This is a genomic window from Ruminococcoides bili (genome assembly GCF_040093295.1).
GTDB classification, from domain to species: domain Bacteria; phylum Bacillota; class Clostridia; order Oscillospirales; family Acutalibacteraceae; genus Ruminococcoides; species Ruminococcoides intestinale_A.
In genome coordinates this window covers 24284-45548 of the sequence record NZ_JBBNJY010000010.1, presented here as the reverse complement: position 1 = coordinate 45548, position 21265 = coordinate 24284, and the positions used below count along the sequence as shown (strand labels likewise).

General features: G+C 38.2%; 18 protein-coding genes. 9 read left to right on the top strand and 9 right to left on the bottom strand.

The window, feature by feature from the left end:
* Positions 1–20: 20 nt before the first annotated feature.
* Positions 21–2477, bottom strand: coding sequence for a YfhO family protein (locus AAAY30_RS05115; RefSeq protein ID WP_499215786.1), 2457 nt, complete (start codon positions 2475–2477; stop codon positions 21–23).
* Between the two features lie 155 nt (positions 2478–2632).
* Here AAAY30_RS05115 and yfbR point away from each other — a divergent pair, with 155 nt between their 5' ends.
* Both yfbR and AAAY30_RS05105 read left to right on the top strand, forming a co-directional pair.
* On the top strand, positions 2633–3220 hold the full coding sequence (gene yfbR, locus AAAY30_RS05110; RefSeq protein ID WP_303106824.1) for a 5'-deoxynucleotidase: 588 nt from the start codon (positions 2633–2635) through the stop codon (positions 3218–3220).
* Between the two features lie 156 nt (positions 3221–3376).
* Entirely contained in the window at positions 3377–4525 is a 1149-nt protein-coding gene (locus tag AAAY30_RS05105) for an LCP family protein (RefSeq protein ID WP_249376566.1), read from the top strand.
* A 168-nt stretch (positions 4526–4693) separates the two neighbouring features.
* On the opposite strand, the gene AAAY30_RS05100 is transcribed toward AAAY30_RS05105, so the two are convergent.
* The 6 genes from AAAY30_RS05100 to queA form a co-directional block, all read right to left on the bottom strand.
* Positions 4694–6409, bottom strand: a complete 1716-nt coding sequence (locus AAAY30_RS05100; RefSeq protein WP_337781622.1) for a hypothetical protein — start codon at positions 6407–6409, stop codon at positions 4694–4696.
* 39 nt (positions 6410–6448) lie between these two features.
* Positions 6449–8584, bottom strand: a complete 2136-nt coding sequence (locus AAAY30_RS05095) for a YARHG domain-containing protein (protein WP_499215785.1) — start codon at positions 8582–8584, stop codon at positions 6449–6451.
* 327 nt (positions 8585–8911) lie between these two features.
* A complete protein-coding gene (locus AAAY30_RS05090) occupies positions 8912–9304 on the bottom strand; it encodes a TIGR04086 family membrane protein (RefSeq protein WP_022235072.1) in 393 nt (130 codons plus the stop codon).
* 99 nt (positions 9305–9403) lie between these two features.
* Positions 9404–9820: a preprotein translocase subunit YajC gene (gene yajC / locus AAAY30_RS05085; protein WP_195410574.1), complete on the bottom strand. Its 417-nt coding sequence runs from the start codon at positions 9818–9820 to the stop codon at positions 9404–9406.
* 82 nt (positions 9821–9902) lie between these two features.
* Positions 9903–11033, bottom strand: a complete 1131-nt coding sequence (tgt, locus tag AAAY30_RS05080) for a tRNA guanosine(34) transglycosylase Tgt (protein ID WP_499215784.1) — start codon at positions 11031–11033, stop codon at positions 9903–9905.
* A gap of 43 nt (positions 11034–11076) precedes the next feature.
* A complete protein-coding gene (queA, locus tag AAAY30_RS05075) occupies positions 11077–12102 on the bottom strand; it encodes a tRNA preQ1(34) S-adenosylmethionine ribosyltransferase-isomerase QueA (protein WP_186935103.1) in 1026 nt (341 codons plus the stop codon).
* Between the two features lie 242 nt (positions 12103–12344).
* On the opposite strand from queA, the gene asd reads away from it, so the two are divergent.
* The 6 genes from asd to AAAY30_RS05045 all read left to right on the top strand — a co-directional run bounded on the left by asd (position 12345) and on the right by AAAY30_RS05045 (position 17825).
* On the top strand, positions 12345–13436 hold the full coding sequence (asd, locus tag AAAY30_RS05070) for an aspartate-semialdehyde dehydrogenase (RefSeq protein ID WP_301954755.1): 1092 nt from the start codon (positions 12345–12347) through the stop codon (positions 13434–13436).
* Positions 13437–13496: 60 nt separating this feature from the next.
* Positions 13497–14399, top strand: coding sequence for a 4-hydroxy-tetrahydrodipicolinate synthase (gene dapA / locus AAAY30_RS05065; protein WP_294388478.1), 903 nt, complete (start codon positions 13497–13499; stop codon positions 14397–14399).
* A 24-nt stretch (positions 14400–14423) separates the two neighbouring features.
* Positions 14424–15191, top strand: a complete 768-nt coding sequence (gene dapB / locus AAAY30_RS05060; protein ID WP_252559431.1) for a 4-hydroxy-tetrahydrodipicolinate reductase — start codon at positions 14424–14426, stop codon at positions 15189–15191.
* A gap of 328 nt (positions 15192–15519) precedes the next feature.
* Positions 15520–16359, top strand: coding sequence for a transporter substrate-binding domain-containing protein (locus tag AAAY30_RS05055; RefSeq protein ID WP_249376553.1), 840 nt, complete (start codon positions 15520–15522; stop codon positions 16357–16359).
* Between the two features lie 2 nt (positions 16360–16361).
* A complete protein-coding gene (locus AAAY30_RS05050; protein WP_022235080.1) occupies positions 16362–17012 on the top strand; it encodes an amino acid ABC transporter permease in 651 nt (216 codons plus the stop codon).
* Between the two features lie 12 nt (positions 17013–17024).
* On the top strand, positions 17025–17825 hold the full coding sequence (locus AAAY30_RS05045; RefSeq protein ID WP_337781621.1) for an amino acid ABC transporter ATP-binding protein: 801 nt from the start codon (positions 17025–17027) through the stop codon (positions 17823–17825).
* A gap of 121 nt (positions 17826–17946) precedes the next feature.
* On the opposite strand, the gene AAAY30_RS05040 is transcribed toward AAAY30_RS05045, so the two are convergent.
* Positions 17947–18579: a 4'-phosphopantetheinyl transferase family protein gene (locus tag AAAY30_RS05040; RefSeq protein WP_337781620.1), complete on the bottom strand. Its 633-nt coding sequence runs from the start codon at positions 18577–18579 to the stop codon at positions 17947–17949.
* Between the two features lie 475 nt (positions 18580–19054).
* On the opposite strand from AAAY30_RS05040, the gene AAAY30_RS05035 reads away from it, so the two are divergent.
* Positions 19055–19321: a hypothetical protein gene (locus tag AAAY30_RS05035; RefSeq protein ID WP_022235083.1), complete on the top strand. Its 267-nt coding sequence runs from the start codon at positions 19055–19057 to the stop codon at positions 19319–19321.
* Positions 19322–19558: 237 nt separating this feature from the next.
* On the opposite strand, the gene hcp is transcribed toward AAAY30_RS05035, so the two are convergent.
* Positions 19559–21196 (bottom strand): hydroxylamine reductase, encoded by a 1638-nt coding sequence (gene hcp, locus AAAY30_RS05030; protein ID WP_337781619.1) that lies wholly within the window; start codon positions 21194–21196, stop codon positions 19559–19561.
* Positions 21197–21265 lie beyond the last annotated feature (69 nt).

The following is a 21265-nucleotide window of genomic DNA, read 5'->3' as shown; positions in this document are numbered from 1 at the left end:
TTAAAATCCTCCGAATGTAATTATTTCCTCTTTTTTATTAATCTGAATATAATTATTGATAAAATGTAAACAGCAAATGCTGCGGCTGAAAGTACAGAAATAAGAATACCTGTGGAAAGTCCCGGAGTTTCGTAAACAAACTCAATACTGCATTTTGTATTTTCGGGAATATAAACAGCCATAAGTCCGTTATTTACTTTTTCTATATCTGTTTTGTTACCGTTTACATATGCCGTAAAACCGTCACTGTAAGGAACGCTGAAGAAAAGTAAATTTTCGTTGCCATCCGTATTATCAAACTCGGCAGTAAAGCCGTTATTAGTGTATTTAAATTCCGAACAAGAATTATCGGCGTGGCTTTTACAAATCTTTGTATAGGTGTCTTTATCGTAAGAATAATCGTTAACCTTACTTGTAAATTTTTCGGGTGTTTTACTGTACAAATATTTATAATCTTTATCGGAATATCCTGTAACAAAGGCATATTTTTGCATCTGCTCACGGCTTAAAACCATTGAGTACAGAATAGCCTCGGTTTTGTGAGAATTTGTAATAAGGTCAAATTCTTCGTTTGTAATGAAAGAATCATAGGTAAAGCCCATCGGAATGTAGCAGGTGTTTTCGTAAATTCTGAAACCGTTTTCCGCTTTTAAGAATTTCCAGTAAGGCATTTTTGTTTTGCCGTCTTTTTCTGTAAATGACTTTGAAATATCGGCATCGTCACCCATATAATCAAAAAGATATTTACAGCTTAATAAAGAGCGTATGCCGTACATATTTGTTTCGGGGCGTGAGGCAACATCTCTGGTCATTCCGAGAGAATCGTAGAATTCCATAATTGAAGGTGAAACCGAACTTTGGAAACAATTAATGGATTTAATCTGCCAAAACATTGCCGTGTTATCGGGACATTCGTAAAAATCACTTCTTACGCTGTCATCGTCAAGGTCTTCGATATGAATAGTGTCACGCTTGTTTATTATATTTTCTTTTATCGGCTTTATGGTAGAGCTGTATGCGGTTCCTGAGCCGATAATAAATCCGCTTGTGAGCAGAATTGTAAAGCAAAGTGTGACGGTTGTTGTAATATAAAATGCTTTTGTATGGAAACCGAATTTTTTAAATATAAGCACAAATCCTAAAATGCAAACAACTGCAATGAGTGCGTATATCCAAAATCTTCGTGTGTCGCCCGCAATACCGATTGACCATTCATCTGTTTCGACATCGTTTGTAGTAACGGTGGTAATTTTGGGCATAAATCCTATAAGAACCGTCATAGCAAGGGTGATTCCCGTTGACCATCTTATAGCCCTGCCCCAATCGGACTGATGACTTTCAAATGCACGGATTGTGGCAAGTGTGAGCATCAGTACAAGCATATAGTACCATCTTGCATAGTAAATTGAGCTGTTGAGCATTTGGAAAGCGGAGTTTAAAACAGGGACAAATGCCATAATTATAAGCAGACTGATTATTTTCTTTATCCAGTCACGCTTTTTTAATTGCAGATAAGCAATTGCTCCCGTCATACCGACAAGCGGTAGCCAACCTGCGACAGAAGCCCAATTACAGTTTGAATCGGGCGTAAATGTCGGGAATGCAGGCATATCGGCAGGGAAGAAAAAGCTTGCAATCGACAGCCAGTATCGTTGCGGACTGCTGTGAACAAGTGCGTCCCAACCGTTTGGCAGAGTGTTGAGTCGAGGATTGCCCATAATGCCGAGAACCGACGGCAAAAGTATGAAAGCAGATGCAAGAAAACCTGTTAAAACCTCTACCGCAAGAAGTAAAAATTCTTTTATAGAAAATTTATATGTTTTTGTAAATACAAGCATAAGGAAGTAGATAATCACAAACAGAACTTGTCCCGTAAAGAAGTAGTAATTAACTACGCAGGCGCAGAACACTGCCGGAGCAAAAATGCCACGCTTTTTATCAAATAAAAATGAATCCAATGCCGCAAGCAGTAACGGAAACATTATCATAGGTTCATGAAAATGGAAAAAGAATATATTATAAATCGAAAAACCCGAGAATGCATACAGAAGTCCGCCGATAACGGCAAATTGCCCGTGTCGTACATATCTTTTTAAATAAAGATATGCCGAAAGCGAGGCGAGCGATAATTTCAGAATTAACAACGGGCCTATAAGATAGGGAACAGCCTCACTCGGAAACGGAATTGTCAGCCAAAAGAACGGACTGCCCAACAGATAAAAGCTGTAACTTGAAATTAAATCGGAACCTAAGTCCGTAGTTGTATTCCACCCGAGATTACCGCTTTTTATCGCATCGTGTACCATTTGGTAAAACGGAATTTCCTGTACATTAAAGTCACCGTAGTAATAAAAAACTCCGCCGTCAAAAATAATAAACGGAATAATAAGCACACAGGCAGTTACCAAAGCTATCAAAAAAGCCTGTAATCCAAAGTGATGATTTTTATTTGTGTGTCTTTCAAGTTGCCTGCCCATATTATCCTCCATAAAGGGTTAATATTAAAATCAAAATTCTTTACAAAGCCTTTAAATACGGCTATAATTATATTAAAATTTATACTTAATATTTATTATACCACATTGTATGGCAATTTGCACTATATTTTTGGAAAAAACAGGAGAAAACAGCTATGGAACAGTCGAATTTTTATGCTATGATGTCAAGAATGAAATACATAAATCGCTGGGGACTTATGAATAATACAAAATATGAGAATTTAAGCGAGCACAGTTTGCAGGTTGCAATGATTGCGCACTGTCTTGTGCTTATTCATAACAAAAAATTCGGCGGTAATCTGAATGCTGAAAGAGCAAGTGTTCTTGCGATTTTCCACGATACCACAGAAATTATTACAGGAGATATGCCGACACCGATAAAGTATTTTAACAATACAATAAAAGATGCATACAAAGAAATTGAAAATGCCGCCGCCGACAGACTTTGCTCACTTTTGCCCGAAGATTTCAGAAAAGATATGGAAGAAATTATAAAACAAAGCGGTAAAGATGACCTAAAACTCAAAAGGTTTGTTAAGGCAGCCGACCGATTTTCTGCTCTTATAAAGTGCATAGAAGAACTGCGTATGGGAAACGAAGAATTCAGAGAGGCTAAAAACGGCATAGAAAAATCAATTTCCGATATGAATATGCCTGAAGCAGATGTGTTTACAAATGAGTTTTTACCTGCATTTTCACTTTCTCTTGACGAAATGCAGTAAAAAAACCTCTGATATTTACATAATTTTACAAAATTATAAAATATCAGACATAAAATTCTTATTTAGAATTAATTATTGTGCTTATATGGTATAATTATTAAATTAGTTATGCTCGGATTGTAACATAATTAAATCTTTGTTTTTCGGAGGAATGTTATGGCAAATCACGATAACAATAACGAAATAAAAGAAGGTTTTGTCGATATAAGCTCTAATAAGCAGGTAAATAAAATTTACAAAAAGAGGGGCAGAGCAATTAGAATAACATCAATTGTTCTTTCAATTCTTTTGCTTATCGGCGGCAGCGGACTTCTTTATTATTATTCGGTTCTTAATTCGCTTAAGTTTGTTGATATTTCGGATAATAATTCAACGAAAGCCACTTCAAGTACATTGCCTACATCTGACGGTACTTTCAGCAAGTCGCAGCTTAGCAATGATGAATTGCTTGAAGATTCAAAAGTCCTCAATGTTATGCTGTTCGGTGAGGATAATGCAAAGGGAGAGAAATTCGGCCGAAGCGACTCAATGATTATGTTGTCTATTGACAACCGTCACAAAAAGCTTAAGATGACTTCTTTCCAGCGTGACAGTTATGTATATGTTGACGGTTACGGTTATGACAAACTTACAAATGCCTATGCTTACGGCGGTCCGAAACTTACAATTCAGACTATTGAATCAAACTTCGGCGTAAAGGTTGACCGTTATGCGGTTGTTGACTATGCAAGTTTTATTGATATTATTGATGTTCTCGGCGGTATTGACCTTGAGCTTACTCAGGACGAGATTGATTACATCAACTATCAGCTTTACAAGAACAAGCAGTCGGATACCCGTACAACAATAACTGACGCACCGGGCAAGGTTCACCTTACAGGTCAGCAGGCTCTTTGGTATGCAAGAAACAGAGGTCTTGATTCTTCCGAAGAAGGAATCGGTATTGCCGGTGATGACTGGGACAGAACATCCCGTCAGCGTAAGTTACTTGAAACAATGTTCAACGATATGAAAGGCGCTGACTTAACTCAAATAATTTCAATCGTAGGTAAGGTTGGCCCTCTTGTTACAACAAACCTCAAGAAAGATGAAATTACAGCGCTTGTATCACATTCAATGACATACCTCACATATTCGGTTGAACAATACACAGTACCTGAAGAAGGTCAGTGGTATTATATGAACGATACTCCGGTAGGTTCGGTAATTGCATTCTCGGATCTTGAAACCCAGAGAAAACTTTTTGCGGAGTTTATTTATGAGGAGCTTATAACAGGAAATACAACCTCAACAAGTTCAAATTAATATCTAACATAGGTGCTGCATCCTAAACGGGTGCGGCACTTTTTAATTTATAGATTTAAGTTTACATATCTGCCCGAGAGAAATCTACTAAGCAAAGCACTTGCGTATTCATTGCACTGTACAAAAAACGCTTTAGCAACAATTAAACTTGCTAAAGCGTTTTCTTTATTAAACTACCGAATAAATTTTGTAACCGTCAATTTCAGTTTCAAGTTTATAGAAATAACTTTTGTTTTCTTCTGTCGAGTAATATTTCTTTAAGTAGTTTTCTTTTTTATAGGTGATGTAGTTGTCAATAACATAAACATTTTTTATACTTATAGCCGCCCGGTACACACTGTCTGCTCCCTTTTTGTTGAGCACCGAATTATGATGCATATATCCAAAGCTGTCAACATTGCTCAAATATGAGGATTTAAAGCCCCACATAGGATGGACATAGTTTGTTGAATATTTTGTGTATTCAATTGCAGTCTTTGTATCAAGTATATAGAATCTTTCGGGATGTCTTTCAACCTCAACATACAGTCTGCTCGGTCGGCTTTTGGTATCTATGTTGTTGTGCAGGTGTGACTGATAAACAAGGCAGTTTACAAGCAACAGTGTTACAACAAGCATAGCCGATACAAAGAAAGTTCCTTTTCTTGCGGCTTTCAGCATTGCATTACAACCGTCTTTAAACGCTGTAAAATCTATGCTGTACAAAAGTACGCAATAAGCCATTATCCACGAAATATATACAGTGTAATAGTAACTGTTGAACAAATATCTCAGTAAAGAGTTTGAAACAATGAGCTGTAAAGTTATCAGGATAGGGAAGAACATATGAGTTTTCTTGTGAAAAACAAGGAACAGTGTAACGAATATAATGTAGATTATGATAAGCATTGCGTCATTATCAAACGAGGCAAGACTTACTCCGCTTGATGAAAGAAAATCCACAAAGCTGTCCCAAATTGTAATAAGATTGTTGTTCTGCTTTTGCAGTGAATCAACAAGTTTTAACGCATCAAGATTAATCGGTGTGCTTTCATCGTAATAACCGTCTTTGAGAAGTTCGTACTCTGTTTTTGTTATTCCCACATTGCTAAAAGCCTCTTTGTTCTTGCTGTAATCGGGATAAGGAAAATTAGCGATTTTCTCTGTCAGTTGATGGTATTCATAGTTGCCTTTTAAAGTATCGTTTTGAGTATTGACTGCTACGGAGTAGTTATGCAGAGCAAAAGTCAAAGCCGTAATAAGAACGAATAAAATGAGAAAAGGTCTGAAATACCACATAAACTTATGAAATTTGATTTTATATTTACCTTTTGCAATAAGGTCGGCAATAAGATAAACAATCGCAAACGCCAATGCAACAAAGAAAAGTTCAAAGCAGTAGAACGAGCCAATCAAAATTTCAATTGCGCCAAGCAGACACATAAATCTGTATCTTTTTCGTCTGATTGCATTAAACATAAGCAGAAAACCCGCAGTAAGCATAATAGCGGATGTCTTTTGACTTGCTATGTCTGCATAGTGGTTAAGTGCAAATAAAATGTTTAAAAATACAGAAAATACAATTCCTATTTTGTATCCGAATTTATCGGTCAGCGCATAGGTGATAGATGAAAAGGCAAGCCAGCCGAATATTACCTGTGCAAATACAAAAATATTGATTGTGGAAAAAATATATTGAATACTGCTTACAGCAAATGCGAGTAAGTAGTTGACTGTATTGTTGTACGGTATGTGATAATGTGAAATAAGCAGAGAATTTTCATAGTCTTTGTAAGAGTCGTATGAAAACGAAGAAACATATATGCAAAAAACCATTATCAAAGCATTTACTGCAAAGGAAACAAATAATTTATTTTTAAATAATTTAATAAAAAATTTTTTCATAAATGATTTATCCTTTTAATGTTTTTGTGTCTGTGGTTATCAGCGAATACCCCTGCTCTTTTGCTCATTTATAATAAGCTGAATGTTAGCCTGCTCATATTCGTTAAATGTTACATTCTTAGAAAACTCAGAAGAAGTGTAGCGTGGTGTGTACCATGACTGTGAATTAAAGTAAGCGGAAAGCTCCGGGTCGGAGAATATCCAGCCTCTCTTAGCGTAAATTTCATTGAGTGCAAGCTCAAGATTGTTGTCGCTAAGGTCTTTTACTTCTGACTGACTGATATATGAAGAATCGCTGTTTGCAAAGATAAAATTGTTTTCGGTCGCAGAACTCTGACTTGATTCTTCTGGTGCTGTGGTTTCGGGTTCAACATACTCTTCGCCGAGTGAAATATCAAGTGTAATTACAGTGCCCGGTTTTGCCTTTGTGCCTGATTCGGGACTTTGAGAAATTACATATCCCTCGCTGTAAAGTGTGCTGTAAAGGTGATTGCCCTCCGCAACCTTAAAGCCTTGCTCCTCAAGTTTATTTTTAGCGCTTTCGTAGTCATATCCGACAACTGAACTAATCTCTTTTTCCGCAACGGTTGTAGGTTGAGTAGTCGGTGCAACCGTCGTAGGAGGCACGGTAGTTGCCGCTGTTGTTATCTCGTCTGCCGTGGCAGGCTTTGTATTATTGATTTTTTCAGCAAAAATCTCATTGTAAACAATGCATCCGACAAAGGCGAGAACTGCAAGTATAATAATTACGCTGACCGTGATTATTGCAATTGCAGCGCCCTTTTTGCGTGGCTTTTCGTCCGTCTCTGCATTTTTTGCGTTTTTAGATTTATAATCAATCGGAATACTGCTTTTGATTTCATTCTTTTCGGGTTTCTGCTTTACAGGTTCCGGTTTCTTTGTTTCGGTTTCCGAAACGGTATTTTTTACAGGTTCTGCCTTTTTGCTGTCTGTATCGTCAATGTCATCAAAGAACGAACCGTAATCCTTAGTAGATGCTTTTACTTGGGTATCGGGCTTTTTTGTTACCTCGTACTCGTCAAAAACATCGTTTGAAATAGGAACAACGGGAGCAACCGAATTTTCTTTTTCAGCAGTCTGCGGTTTAATTTTTGCGGTATCTTCCGAATTTGTTTCCGTAACCTTTGCTTCATCTTCCTTAACAACAGGTACATCGGGTTTATTTTCAACAGGTTCTTTTGTTTCTTCCGGCTGTGTGGATTTTTCTGTATTGTCTTCTGCTTTTTTGTCCTTTTCGGCTTTTTCTGCCTGTTCAAAAAGCGTCGGCACTGCGCCCGTTACTGCGGGAGTTTCTTTTTCTTCCTGTTTTTCCTGTGCTTTTTCGGGTTCTGCAGTAAGTTTTCCGCAAGACGCAAGCAAAGCGTTTTTCATATTAACGGCATTTTTCCATCTGTTTTCGTTTTTCGGCTGAATAGCTATAACGATAATACTTTTCAGCTTTTCGTTGCCGTTTTTAGGAGCGGTAATTGCCGTACCGTCGGTACGAATTTTAACAGCCTCCGATTTTGTTGTAAGACCGCCCTCGAAAGGTAAAGCCTTATTGTTTGCAAGACAGTACATAATAAGACCTACGGAGTAAATATCTGTAGTAAGGTCAGGATTTCTGCCTTCTGCAACTTCGGGTGCTGAGAAGTCAAGGTCAGATGCTTTACATTCAAAATCGGAAAAACCTCCGAGCTTGTACTTACCGTCTGCGGTTACAAAAATATTTTCCGGGCGGATATTGCCGTGAAAAATATTTTTTTCTTCGAGAAACATAAGAATTTCAGCCATCTGCAAGCCGAAATCGGTAATTTCGTCGTCAGTAAAGTTTTTACTGCGCATTACTTTTGAAAGAGGTTCAAGTTCCTCTGTAGCAATATACATATCTGCTTTTTCTTTTGACGGATTATCATAAAGATAAGCGCCAAAGCAGGTGAAATATTCTTTTTTATCAGCTATGGAATTGAGAAAATTAACTTCATCTTCAAAAAAATCGGCTTTCTCATTGCTGTAGTGATTACCGTATGCAAAAATATGGAACAGGTTAGCGAAAACCTCGCCGTTGCTGTCTTTTTTTACAATTCGATATTTATTTTGCCCTTTCTTTTCGGAAACAAGCGAAGTAATTTTCCAATCTTTTAATTCTTCCGGTAATTTAATACCTCTGGCCATTTTTACACATCCTATCTATTACACAAATGTATTGTTTTCATATACCTTCAATACGGCACACTTCCGTATTATGCTATTATATCATATTACAGGATTTTTTTCTATATTTTTTTCTGAATAGTTTATGAATATTTTGTAAACAAACTTGTAAATTTTTACAAAAAACAGAGCTTTGATTCAAAAACTCAAAGCTCTGTCATATTTTGTATAAAGAAAATGTATAAAGAAAAATAATTAGTTCTGTTCTAAATGTTTGGATAATATTAATAAATTATGGTTTATTGCACGAGTTAAGTAAAATAATTTAAAATCGTTAAAATTACATTTTTATTTTATAAATACCTTTTCTTTTTGATTAACTCCCAATACACCGCCCGCACAGCCGCAGATAAGCATTGCGCCGAGTTTAATCAGAGAAAGGGGGGTAAGTACGGCTTCGCTTTGCAAAAGCCCGATTACGGTAATAATTACAAATACCGCCGCTGCTGTGAGTAAACCGCATATTAATCCGGAAGATTTATTGACTTTTGCACAGATAAATCCGCCGCAGAATACCGACATAGCTGTGACTGCCACCATTATGTAGTCGGTAATATCGGCAGGCAGTAACCCCGAGGTTATTATCAGTACGGAGAACAGCGACATAAGTATAATTTCCGTAAGTGCGGATGTAAGTACACCTACAAAAACCGATTTTATGAGTTGTTTTTTATCAGACATAAAAATTCCCCCGAATAATATAAATATTAATATACTCATATATATTCGAGGGAAAGTTATTTAATTCAAAAACTAAGTGAATGAAACGAAAAGATTAGATTACTTGTCCTCTTCATCCTTTTTCTTTTTACCGAAAAGACCTTTTTTCTCTGTCTTTTCTTCTTTTTCAGAAGATTTCTCTTTTGCGGGAGCTTCCTTAACTGTATCAACAGTAGAGATGCACCACTTTTTAAATTTCATTTTAACTCTGTCGGAACCTGTTTCAATAATGATAGCGTCCTCATCATCTTTAATTGCAACAACTCTGCCCATAATGCCGCCGATTGTTGTAATTTCATCACCGATTTCAAGAGAGTTTCTCATCTGTGCTTCTTCTTTTTTCTTCTTTGAGCTTGGGCGCAAAATAAAGAAGTACATTGCAGCAAATACCAAAACCCAAATAAGAATCATACCGTATGTACCGAAAGCGTTGCCCGAAGCAGCGTCAGCAAGTACAACCTGATTTAAAAAATTCATAGCAGTCATTCCTTTCATACATTACATTGATTATAACAGCTTTATATTAATCTTGCAAGAAGTTTTTTAAAAAATATCGGTATTAAATTCTCACTCCGAGTATATTGCGATATTTATTGTAAAATTCTGTGAAAGTGCCGTTGTCAAGCTGTTCTCTGATAACTGCCGTAAGATTATTATAAAAGTACAGATTGTGAAGAACGGCAAGGCGCATACCGAGCATTTCACCGCTTTTGAGGAGATGTCGTATATATGCTCTTGAAAAGTTTTGACAAACAGGGCAGTCGCAATGCTCGTCGATCGGGCGTTCGTCAACTTCGTATTTTGCGTTGTTAATGTTGCGCACACCCTCCCATGTAAACAGCTGTCCGTGTCTTGCGTTACGGCTTGGCATTACACAGTCAAAAATGTCAATGCCTCTTGCGATTCCCTCAAGAATGTTTACGGGAGTACCTACGCCCATAAGGTATCTCGGTTTGTTTTTAGGTGCGTAAGGCTCAACCTCTTCAATGATTTCATACATTTTTTCCGTAGGTTCTCCGACAGCAAGACCGCCGATTGAATAGCCCGGAAGGTCAAGGTCTGCAATTTCTTTCATATGATTAATACGCAAGTCATTGTAAATGCCGCCCTGATTTATGCCGAAGAGCATTTGCTCACGGTTGATTGTATCTTCAAGCGAGTTAAGACGGTTCATTTCTGCTATACATCTTTTAAGCCAGCGTGTTGTACGCTCAACGCTTTTCTTTGTATAGTCATACGGAGATGGGTTTTCTACACACTCGTCAAAAGCCATTGCTATAGTAGATCCGAGGTTTGACTGAATACGCATACTTTCTTCGGGCCCCATAAAAATTTTTCTGCCGTCAATATGAGAGTTGAAGTAAACGCCCTCTTCTTTAATATTTCTTAGCTTTGCAAGTGAGAAAACCTGAAATCCGCCGCTGTCGGTGAGGATAGGACCGTCCCAACGGGTGAATTTGTGAAGTCCGCCCATTTGCTTGACTTTTTCGTCACCCGGTCTTAGGTGCAGGTGATATGTGTTGCAAAGCTGAACCTGACATTTAATCTGTTTTAAATCAAGTGCGGAAACAGCGCCTTTGATTGCTCCGCAGGTGGCAACATTCATAAACGCAGGAGTTTGCACAGTGCCGTGAGGTGTAACAAATTCGCCTCGGCGAGCGTTTCCCTCTGTTTTAATAATTTTTAACATATTATAGAAATCTCCTTTTAATTCGCAATAATAATGTTTTTGATTAAGAAATGAACATTGCATCGCCGAATGAGAAAAATCTGTATTTTTCTTCAACGGCGGTTTTGTACGCATTCATCACATTGTCATATCCTGCAAATGCGCTTACAAGCATAATAAGTGTGCTCTCCGGGAGGTGGAAGTTTGTGATAAGTCCGTCAAGCACTTTAAACTCATAACCCGGATAAATGAATATATCCGTAAATCCCTCGCACGGCTTAATTTCTCCGTAGAATGACGCAACACTTTCAAGAGTACGGCAGGAAGTTGTACCGACTGCAATTACTCTGCCGCCGTTTTTCTTTGTTTCATTAATAAGTTTTGCGGTTTCTTGCGGAATTTCGTAATGTTCGCTGTGCATTTTATGCTTTGTTACATCATCTACCTTTACGGGACGGAATGTTCCCAGACCGACATGCAGTGTAACATAAGCAATATTTACGCCTTTATCCTTTATTCTTTGCATAAGCTCTTTTGTAAAGTGAAGTCCTGCTGTGGGAGCGGCTGCAGAACCCAATTCGTGACTGTAAACTGTCTGGTAACGCTCTTTGTCTTTAAGTTCCTCCGTAATATAAGGAGGAAGCGGCATCTGACCGATTTTGTCAAGTGTGCTGAAAAAGTTTTCGTCACATTCAAAGTCAACTATTCTGTTGCCGTCATCTTTTACTTCTGCAACGGTAGCTTTTAAAAGTCCGTCACCGAAAGTAAAAGAAGCGCCCTCTTTGGCTTTTTTACCGGGTTTGCAGAGAGCTTCCCAACGGTTGCCTGTAATCTGTCTTAATAATAAAAACTCGACTCTCGCACCTGTTTCGTCCTTGATACCGTAAATTCTTGCAGGCAAAACCCTCGAATCGTTTGCCACAAGCAAATCTCCGGGGTTTAAGCTGTCTATAATATCGTAAAAATGCTTGTGGTCAATTTCACCTGTGTTTCTGTCAAGCAGCATAAGTCTTGAACTGTCACGGGGTTCGACGGGGGTTTGAGCGATAAGTTCTTTCGGTAAATCGTAATAAAAATCACTTGTTTTCATTTTTAGTTCCTCTCAAGAAAAAACCTCGAAAATGAGGCTGAAAATTTATAAAAATTGTGTTTGTGATTGCAAAAATAATTGACATTATAAATATTAAATGATATATTATAATTTAATATGAGCAGTTTGTGCGTTTGTTCGACAAAGCTCGGCATTGCAAAACACACTGTCTTAATAATATAATATTTTATCAAATAAGGCAACTGCTTTTTATAAAAAATATTTCATTCGGAGGAATTGTTGTGAATCAGAAGAAATTTAAAGTTGGTATTATCGGTGCAACAGGTATGGTTGGTCAGCGTTTTGCTCTCCTTCTTGAGAATCACCCATGGTTTGAGGTAAAGGTTCTTGCGGCAAGTGCAAGAAGTGCCGGTAAAAAATACGGTGATGTAGTTGAGGGAAGATGGCATATGACAAAGGATCTTCCAGAGAAATATAAAGATATGGTAATTGTTGACGCAGAGAATGTTGAAGAGGTTGCTTCACAGGTTGACTTCTGTTTCTGCGCTGTAAATATGAAGAAAGACGAAATCAAAGCTCTTGAAGAGAGATATGCAAAGGCAGAGTGCCCAATCGTTTCTAATAACTCGGCACACAGATTTACTCCGGATGTTCCTATGGTTATTCCGGAGATTAATGCAGATCATATCAAAATTATTGACGAGCAGAGAAAAAGACTCGGCACAAAGAGAGGCTTTATTGCCGTTAAGTCTAACTGTTCACTCCAGAGCTATGTTCCTGCTATCCACCCACTCAAGGAGCTTGGTGTAAATAAGGTTCTCGCTTGCACATATCAGGCAATTTCAGGCGCAGGAAAAACATTTAAGACATGGCCTGAAATGATAGATAATGTTATTCCTTACATCGGCGGTGAGGAAGAGAAGTCAGAGCAGGAGCCGCTCAAGATTTGGGGCCATATTGAGAACGGCAAAATCGTTAAGACAGACGATATTGCCATCACAGCACAGTGTATTCGTGTACCTGTTTCAGACGGTCACACAGCTGCTGTATTTATGTCATTTAAAGACGGCGTAAAGAAACCGTCTGTAGAAGAAATCATCAAGATTTGGGAATCATACAAGGGCAGAGCACAGGAGCTTGAGCTTCCGAGCGCACCAAAGCAGTTCTTACACTACTTTACAGAGCCTGATCGTCCACAGATTAAGAGCGAGAGAAACCTTGAGAACGGTATGGCTGTTTCTGTAGGCAGACTCAGAGAAGACACACAGTATGATTACAAGTTTGTTTGTATGTCACACAACACATTAAGAGGTGCAGCAGGCGGCGCAGTATTGCTTGCGGAACTTCTTTGCGCTGAAGGCTATATGGACTGATTTAAGCCGTCAGCTTTATAAATTTAATTTTAAATTAAAAATCTTAAATGGAGGTAAATTATGGGAAATCACATTTTCACAGGTTCCGGTGTTGCTCTTGTAACACCTATGAATTCTGACGGCAGCGTAAATTATGATGTACTTGAGCAGTTGCTTGAATTCCATGTTGAAAACGGTACAGATGCCATTATCGCTTGCGGTACAACAGGCGAGGCAGCAACTCTTTCGGAGGAAGAACACTGCAAAGTGCTTTCTTTCGTGTCAGAGAAAATCAACGGAAGAATTCCTGTTATTGCAGGCACAGGCAGCAATGATACTTCAACTGCCGTTATGCTTTCAAAGTCTGCCCAAAAGACCGGTGCAGACGCACTCCTTTGTGTAACTCCATATTACAATAAAACTTCACAGGCAGGTCTTGTAAAGCACTTCAATGTGATTGCGGATGCAGTTGACCTTCCTATCATTCTTTATAATGTTCCTTCAAGAACAGGCTGTAACATTCAGCCAAAGACATATGAGGAGCTTTGCAAGCACCCTAATATTGTTGCTGCAAAAGAGGCAAGCGGCAATATTTCACAGGTTGCGCTCATTCGTTCACTTTGCGGAGATAATCTTGACATTTATTCGGGTAATGACGACCAGACAGTTCCGTTTATGTCACTCGGCGCTTTAGGTGTAATTTCAGTATTTGCAAACATTTGCCCTGCCGAAATGCATAAGATTTGTCAGCTTTGTCTTGAAAATGACTTTGCTGAGGCTCAAAAGCTCCATTTCCACTATCTTGAGCTTATGAACATTATGTTTAACGATGTAAATCCTATTCCGATTAAGACAGCTATGAACCTCTTTGGTTTTGACTGCGGTGAGTGCAGACTTCCGCTCGTTCCTATGAGCGCAGCAGGCTATCACGATCTTAAGGATTGCCTTGCTAAGTACGATCTTCTCGGCAAGCACGTAAAGTAATTCGTACAAAAGGGGAAGTTTAAAATGGTAAATATAGCTCTTGTAGGCTGTAACGGAAAAATGGGTAAGGCCGTTACTTCGGCTGTTCAGTCAAGAAATGACTGTGAAATTGTTTTCGGTGCAGATCCTTTCGGCACACCTGCATACGATTATCCTGTATTTGAGAGCCTTGCCGTATCAGACAAAAAGGCTGATGTTATTATAGATTTTTCAAATCCTGCATCTCTTGACGATATTCTCGCATATGCGCTTGAGAAAAAAATTCCTTGCGTACTTTGCACAACAGGTTATTCACCGGAGCAGGTTGAAAAAATAAAAAAAGCGTCTGAAAGTGTAGCTGTTTTCTATTCGGGAAATATGTCGCTCGGTATCAATCTTCTTATTGAGCTTTCAAAAGAGGCTGCAAAGATTCTCGGTGCGGCAGATTTCGATATTGAAATCATAGAGAAACACCACAATCAGAAAATTGACGCTCCAAGCGGTACTGCACTTATGATTGCAGACGGCATTTCCGACACACTTGCAGAAGAACCGCAGTATGTTTATGACCGCCATTCTTACCGCAAAAAGCGTTCTAAGAATGAAATCGGTATTCACTCTGTAAGAGGCGGTACTATTGTTGGCGAACACGAGGTTATTTTTGCGGGTCACGATGAGGTTGTAACTATTTCACATCAGGCTCAATCAAAAGAGGTATTTGCAGTCGGCGCAGTAAATGCCGCTGTTTATCTTGCAGATCAGGGCGCAGGTATGTACAATATGGGTAATCTCCTTGCCGCAAAGCTCGGCTGATTATTTTAACTTTAAAACGGCACTTTTTATCAGTGCCGTTTTTTTGGCTTTTTATAGTTGGGGGATAATTATGGTTTAGCTGATTGCTTGTCGAAACAATTTGCTAAACCATTATTTATTATTTTTACCCCAACATTTAGAATATAACAGGTTTGTTTTTTAAGAAACTGTTATCCGATTGCAATTTTGCAAACTTGCAGATTGTAATAATGTTATAAAATTTACGATAACAGGGAAAAATCTGTCGAAAACACTTTACTTTGCTAATGTGATAATGCTATAATATAGTGTAGCTTTTCGCTAAGTTAAATTATGGAGGAAAACATTTATGAAAAAGATTTCAGCTTTATTACTTGCAGGTGTTATGGCGGCAACTGCTCTTGCAGGTTGCGGCGGTTCAAATTCAACAACCGCTAAAGGTTCTTCGGAAACTGAAAACGATTGGACTTATATTCAGAATAAAGGCGAATTTGTAATCGGTATTACATATTTTGAGCCGATGAACTATATGGACGAAAACGGCAATCTCACAGGTTTTGAAACAGAGTTCGCTACAAAGGTTTGCGAAAAGATGGGCGTTACACCTAAGTTCCAGAAGATTGACTGGGATTCAAAGGAAGTAGAGCTTAATGCAAAGACTATTGACTGCATCTGGAACGGTCTTACAATTACAGAAGAGCGTCAGGAAAATATGAGCATTTCAACTCCGTATATGGAGAATAAGCAGGTTATGGTTGCTAAGGCAGACATTGCGGATCAGCTTACATCGGCAGATGCACTTAAGGGTAAGACTGTCGTTGCAGAGAAGAAGTCAGCAGGTGAAGAGGTTGCCCAGAGTGATGAATTCTTTACAAGCGCCGATTATGTTTCGGTTGACTCACAGGCAAAGGCTTTGCTTGAGGTTAAGTCAGGCACAGCTGATGTTGCGGTTATCGACTATGTAATGTCAATCGGTACACTTGCAGAGGGTTCTGATTATTCAGACCTCAAGGTAGTTTCTGACAAGGCTTTCTCACCTGAACAGTACGGTATCGCACTTCGTAAGGACAGCACAGAAACTCTTGCAAAACTCAATGACGCTATTCAGGCTTGCGCCGATGACGGTTCACTTGAGCAGATTGCAGAAAAATATAATCTTCAGGATTTACTCCTTGTAAAGGCAAAATAATTATGAACCAGTTTATAAATGTTACAAACAGCCTTTTAGAGGGTTTTGGACAAAACTGCCTTATCTTTATAGTGACAATTCTTGCGGCTATGCCGCTTGGACTTATTGTTTCTATGGGTTCAATGTCAAAATTTAAACCGATTAAGTGGATTACAAAAACTTTTGTGTGGATAATCAGAGGCACACCTCTTATGCTCCAGCTTTTTGTTGTGTTCTATGTACCACCGCTTATGACAAACGGCGGATTCAATTTTTCAAGAATAAATGCGGCGCTTATAGCATTTATTATTAACTATTCGGCATATTTTTCTGAAATATACCGTGGCGGTATTGAGTCTGTGCCAAAGGGACAGTATGAGGCAGGACAGGTGCTTGGTATGACTAAGCCGCAGATTTTCTTTAAGGTTGTGCTTATGCAGGTTGTAAAGAAAATCACAGCACCGATCGGCAACGAAATTATTACGCTTGTAAAGGATACATCACTTTCAAGCGTTATCGCTATTCCTGAAATTTTGATGATGGCAAAAGACTTCTCAATGCAGGGACTTATTTGGCCGTTGTTCTACTCGGCGGTATTTTACCTTGTATTCTGCGGTGTTTTAACAATTCTTTTCTCGTTTATAGAGAAAAAGCTCGATTATTACAAAGGTTAAGGAGGGACAGTTATGTCATTGTTAAGCGTTGAAAATATCCGTAAAAGCTACGGCAAAACTCCCGTCCTGAAAGACATCAGCTTTTCGCTTGAGAAAGGCGAGGTGCTTGCAATTATCGGTTCTTCCGGTTCGGGCAAAACCACACTTTTAAGATGCCTTAATTTTCTTGAAACTCCGCAGAATGGCAAAATCAGTGTAGGGGATAAGGTGCTTTTTGACAGCAATGATTCCGGCAAAAACAGTGAGTCACAAATTCGCAAAAACAGACTGCATTTCGGACTTGTGTTTCAGTCTTTTAATCTTTTCCCGCAGTACAGCGTAATTGACAATATTATGCTTGCTCCACACCTTGCGGCAAAAGAACAGATAAAGCAGACAGGCGAATATATGGGTGCGAAAAATTATAAAGACGCACAAAAAATTATCCGAGAAACCGCATTGAGCTTGCTCGAAAAAGTGGGACTTTCGGAGAAGAGCGAATCATTTCCCTGTAACCTAAGCGGCGGTCAGCAACAGCGAGTTGCCATTGCAAGAGCGCTTGCTCTTAATCCTGATGTTTTGTGCTTTGACGAGCCTACATCGGCACTTGACCCTGAACTTACAGGCGAGGTGCTCAATGTTATCAGAAGTCTTAAAACTTCTGACAGTACAATGATTGTTGTTACTCATGAGATTGAGTTTGCAAGAGATGTTGCAGATAAAATTATCTTTATGGCTGACGGTGTAATTGCCGAGCAAGGTACACCCGAACAAGTAATCAATAATCCGCAAAATCCGAGAACACAGGCATTTTTATCAAGATTCAATCATTAATCTACCTATTATAAAAACGCTCCGACTGTTTAATTGCAGTCGGAGCGTTTTGCTTTGCAAGTTATGGGGTTAGTACACGCTTTTGCTTAAATGATTATAAAACATTTTGAACAGAACTACTTTATAAGTAATTAAATTTAATTTCAAGCGGAGGTTCTTCTATACTGCATATGGCAAATGAATGATTTTTAAATTCAAAGTGGGTGATATAGCAATTTTTCTTTGTGTTATTTTCCGAAACGGTAATTGTATCTTTATTTATATTAATTTCAAAACTGTTGAGAGGTGTTCGCAATCCCTTGCCGCTCTGCTTTATATAACTTTCTTTAATCGTCCAAAGTTTGTAAAATGCATTGCTTGTATTTTCCGAATGAATAATATAATTGTATTCATTTTCGGTGAAAAATCTTTTTGCAATGTCAAGGCGAGGTTTTTTAATGATTTCAACATCACAGCCTATCTCCTTATCGGAACTGACTCCGAAAGCAAAGTTACCGGAGTGAGCCGCATTAAAGAAAATTTTATCAACATACGGTTTGCCGTTACTGCCGTAATAAATTGAATTTATGTCAATATTATTCTCATTGAGAATTTTATTTATAATTAAACCTGCTCCGAGCGAGCGTTTGCGATCGTCGGCAAGTTTATATCTTAGTATCTTTATTTGCCTTTCTTGAGGTAAAAGAGAAATTTTACCGTTATCATTCAAGGGGTCGCAAAGAACTGAAATATCAGCTAAATAGAGCTTTATCAATGTTTTCACCTCATCTTTTAGTGTAATTATAGTATTATTTTTGTTTTTAGTCAATCGTAATAGATATATTATTCTGTTTATGAAAAATACAACTTTGTTAAAAAAGTCAAAATATTGTTCTAAGTATCCTTTTATAATGGTAAAGATGATTAACTAATGCAAAAAGCAAATGAAGAAAATGTAAACATATGTTCTAACTGTTGTAATATATAGACAAAAATATCAACTTTAAATTAGTTGATATGTACATTTGAGTAGCATATTACACAAATAAATATTTTAAAAAATGTTGACTTTCACGAACTTTTGAGTATAATAATAATTGTCAAGTAAATAGTCCGCTTGACTATCGGCTGATTAAACAGTCACATTACTCGAGTAAAATTAATTAAGTCGAATTTAAGTCTAGATTTTGCCAAATGGTAAATGGCGCACGAAAAAATAAAAATTGATATTTTTAAAGGAGGAAATTTTTATGACACCAATCCTTAATTTACACGACATTGATGTAACCAAATTCCTCGCCGTGCTCGATACCTGCGAGGGCAATGTATATCTCGTTACAAGCGAAGGCGACAGATTAAACCTTAAGAGCAAACTTTGTCAGCTCGTTGGCTTAACAAAGCTTATTGAGGGCGGCAGAATTGCAGAGGCAAGCATCATCTGTGATAATAAGAATGATGAAAGCAAACTTTTCAGATTCAATTTCTTTGGTGATACAGCAGATGCCAAGGTTGGCTGATAACCCGAGTTACATTGATAACACCGTGTTTTCACGATAATTTCAAAACTTCATAAAAACTGAGGGCAGCCGCAGCAATGCGGCTGTTTTTTGGTATATAAGCAAATCGGGCAAAACAAGCATAATGTTTTGCCCGTGATTTTTATTTTTATCAAAAGTTGGGGTAAATATCAGTCAGTGAAAAATTTGACGAACTTTTATAATTATTTAATAATAACCGTGCGTTAAACACTAATCTTACTTATTAAAGAAAAGTTTTATATCGTCCTCTACAGAACCGATACCGCTTATTCCGAAGTTTTCTACAAGTACATTTAATATATTTTGAGAGAGGAAAGCAGGGAGTGTAGGGCCGAGATGGATGTTTTTGACTCCGAGGTAAAGCAAAGAGAGAAGAACGATTACGGCTTTTTGCTCATACCAGGCAATATTGTAGATAATTGGAAGTTCGTTAATGTCATCAAGACCGAACACTTCTTTTAGCTTAAGTGCAATAACCGCAAGCGAGTAGGAATCGTTGCACTGACCTGCATCGAGAACACGGGGAATACCGTTTATATCGCCGAGATTAAGTTTATTGTATTTGTATTTTGCACAGCCTGCGGTGAGAATTACCGTATCTTTTGGCAATGCTTTTGCAAATTCGGTGTAGTAATTTCTTGACTTTGCTCTGCCGTCACAGCCTGCCATTACAATGAATTTCTTGATGTCGCCGTTCTGCACGGCCTCTACAATTTTATCGGCAAGAGAAAGTACCTGATTATGAGCAAATCCGCCTACAATCTCGCCTCTTTCGATTTCAACGGGAGGTTTGCATTTTTTTGCAACTTCAATGATTTCCGAAAAATCTTTTATTTCTCCGATTTCGCCGCCGATGTGTTTTACACCCGGATAGCCCGCTGCGCCTGTTGTAAACATTCTGTCTTTGTAGCTGTCCTTTGGCGGTACAATACAGTTTGTAGTCATAAGAATTGCGCCGTTAAAGCTCTCAAACTCTTCTTTTTGTTTCCACCATGCGTTGCCGTAATTGCCGACAAAATGGCTGTATTTTTTAAAAGTAGGGTAGTAGTGCGCAGGCAACATTTCCGAATGAGTGTAAACATCTACACCTGTATCTTTTGCCTGTTCTAAAAGCATTTCAAGATCTCGAAGATCGTGCCCCGAAACAAGAATTGCAGGGTTACTGCGTACACCGATGTTGACTTTTGTAATTTCGGGATTACCGTATGCGGAAGTATTGGCTTTGTCAAGCATAGCCATTCCGTCAACGCCGAATTTACCTGTTTCAAGCGTCAGTGCTACAAGGTCGTCAACTGACAGTGTATCGTCAAGCAACATCGACAGCGCTCTCTGTAAGAAAGCGTCAAGCTTTTCATTGTCTTCCATAAGAACATTTGCGTGTTTGCTGTATGCCGAAAGTCCCTTTAAGCCGTAGGTTATAAGTTCCCTAAGACTTCTTATGTCTTCGTTTTCTGTGGCAAGTACGCCGACTGTAGCCGCTTTTGCCGCAAATTCACTTTCATTTCCGTTCCATAAAGATGCGCTTGGAAGTGCTGATTTATCGAAAACTTCTTTTAACAAATTCTCTTTTACTTTGAGGGTTGTTTTAATGCGTTCAACGATAACATCTTTGTCAAAATTTGCGTTTGTAATTGTTGTGAAAAGGTTGAGAGTAATAAGATGATTTATGCTTTTGTCAATCTGTTTTCCCTCTGCTCTGATTTGTGTGGTAACTGCCGAAATGCCCTTTGTAACATATACGAGCAAGTCCTGCATATTTGCTGTATCAGGCTTTTTGCCGCATACACCGCTTACTGTACAGCCTGAACAATTAGCTGTTTCCTGACATTGATAACAAAACATTTTATAATCCATAGTTGCCTCCAAAATATTTATTTATACAATTGTAAGTTGTTGTAATTACTTACCTTGTGGTATAAGTAT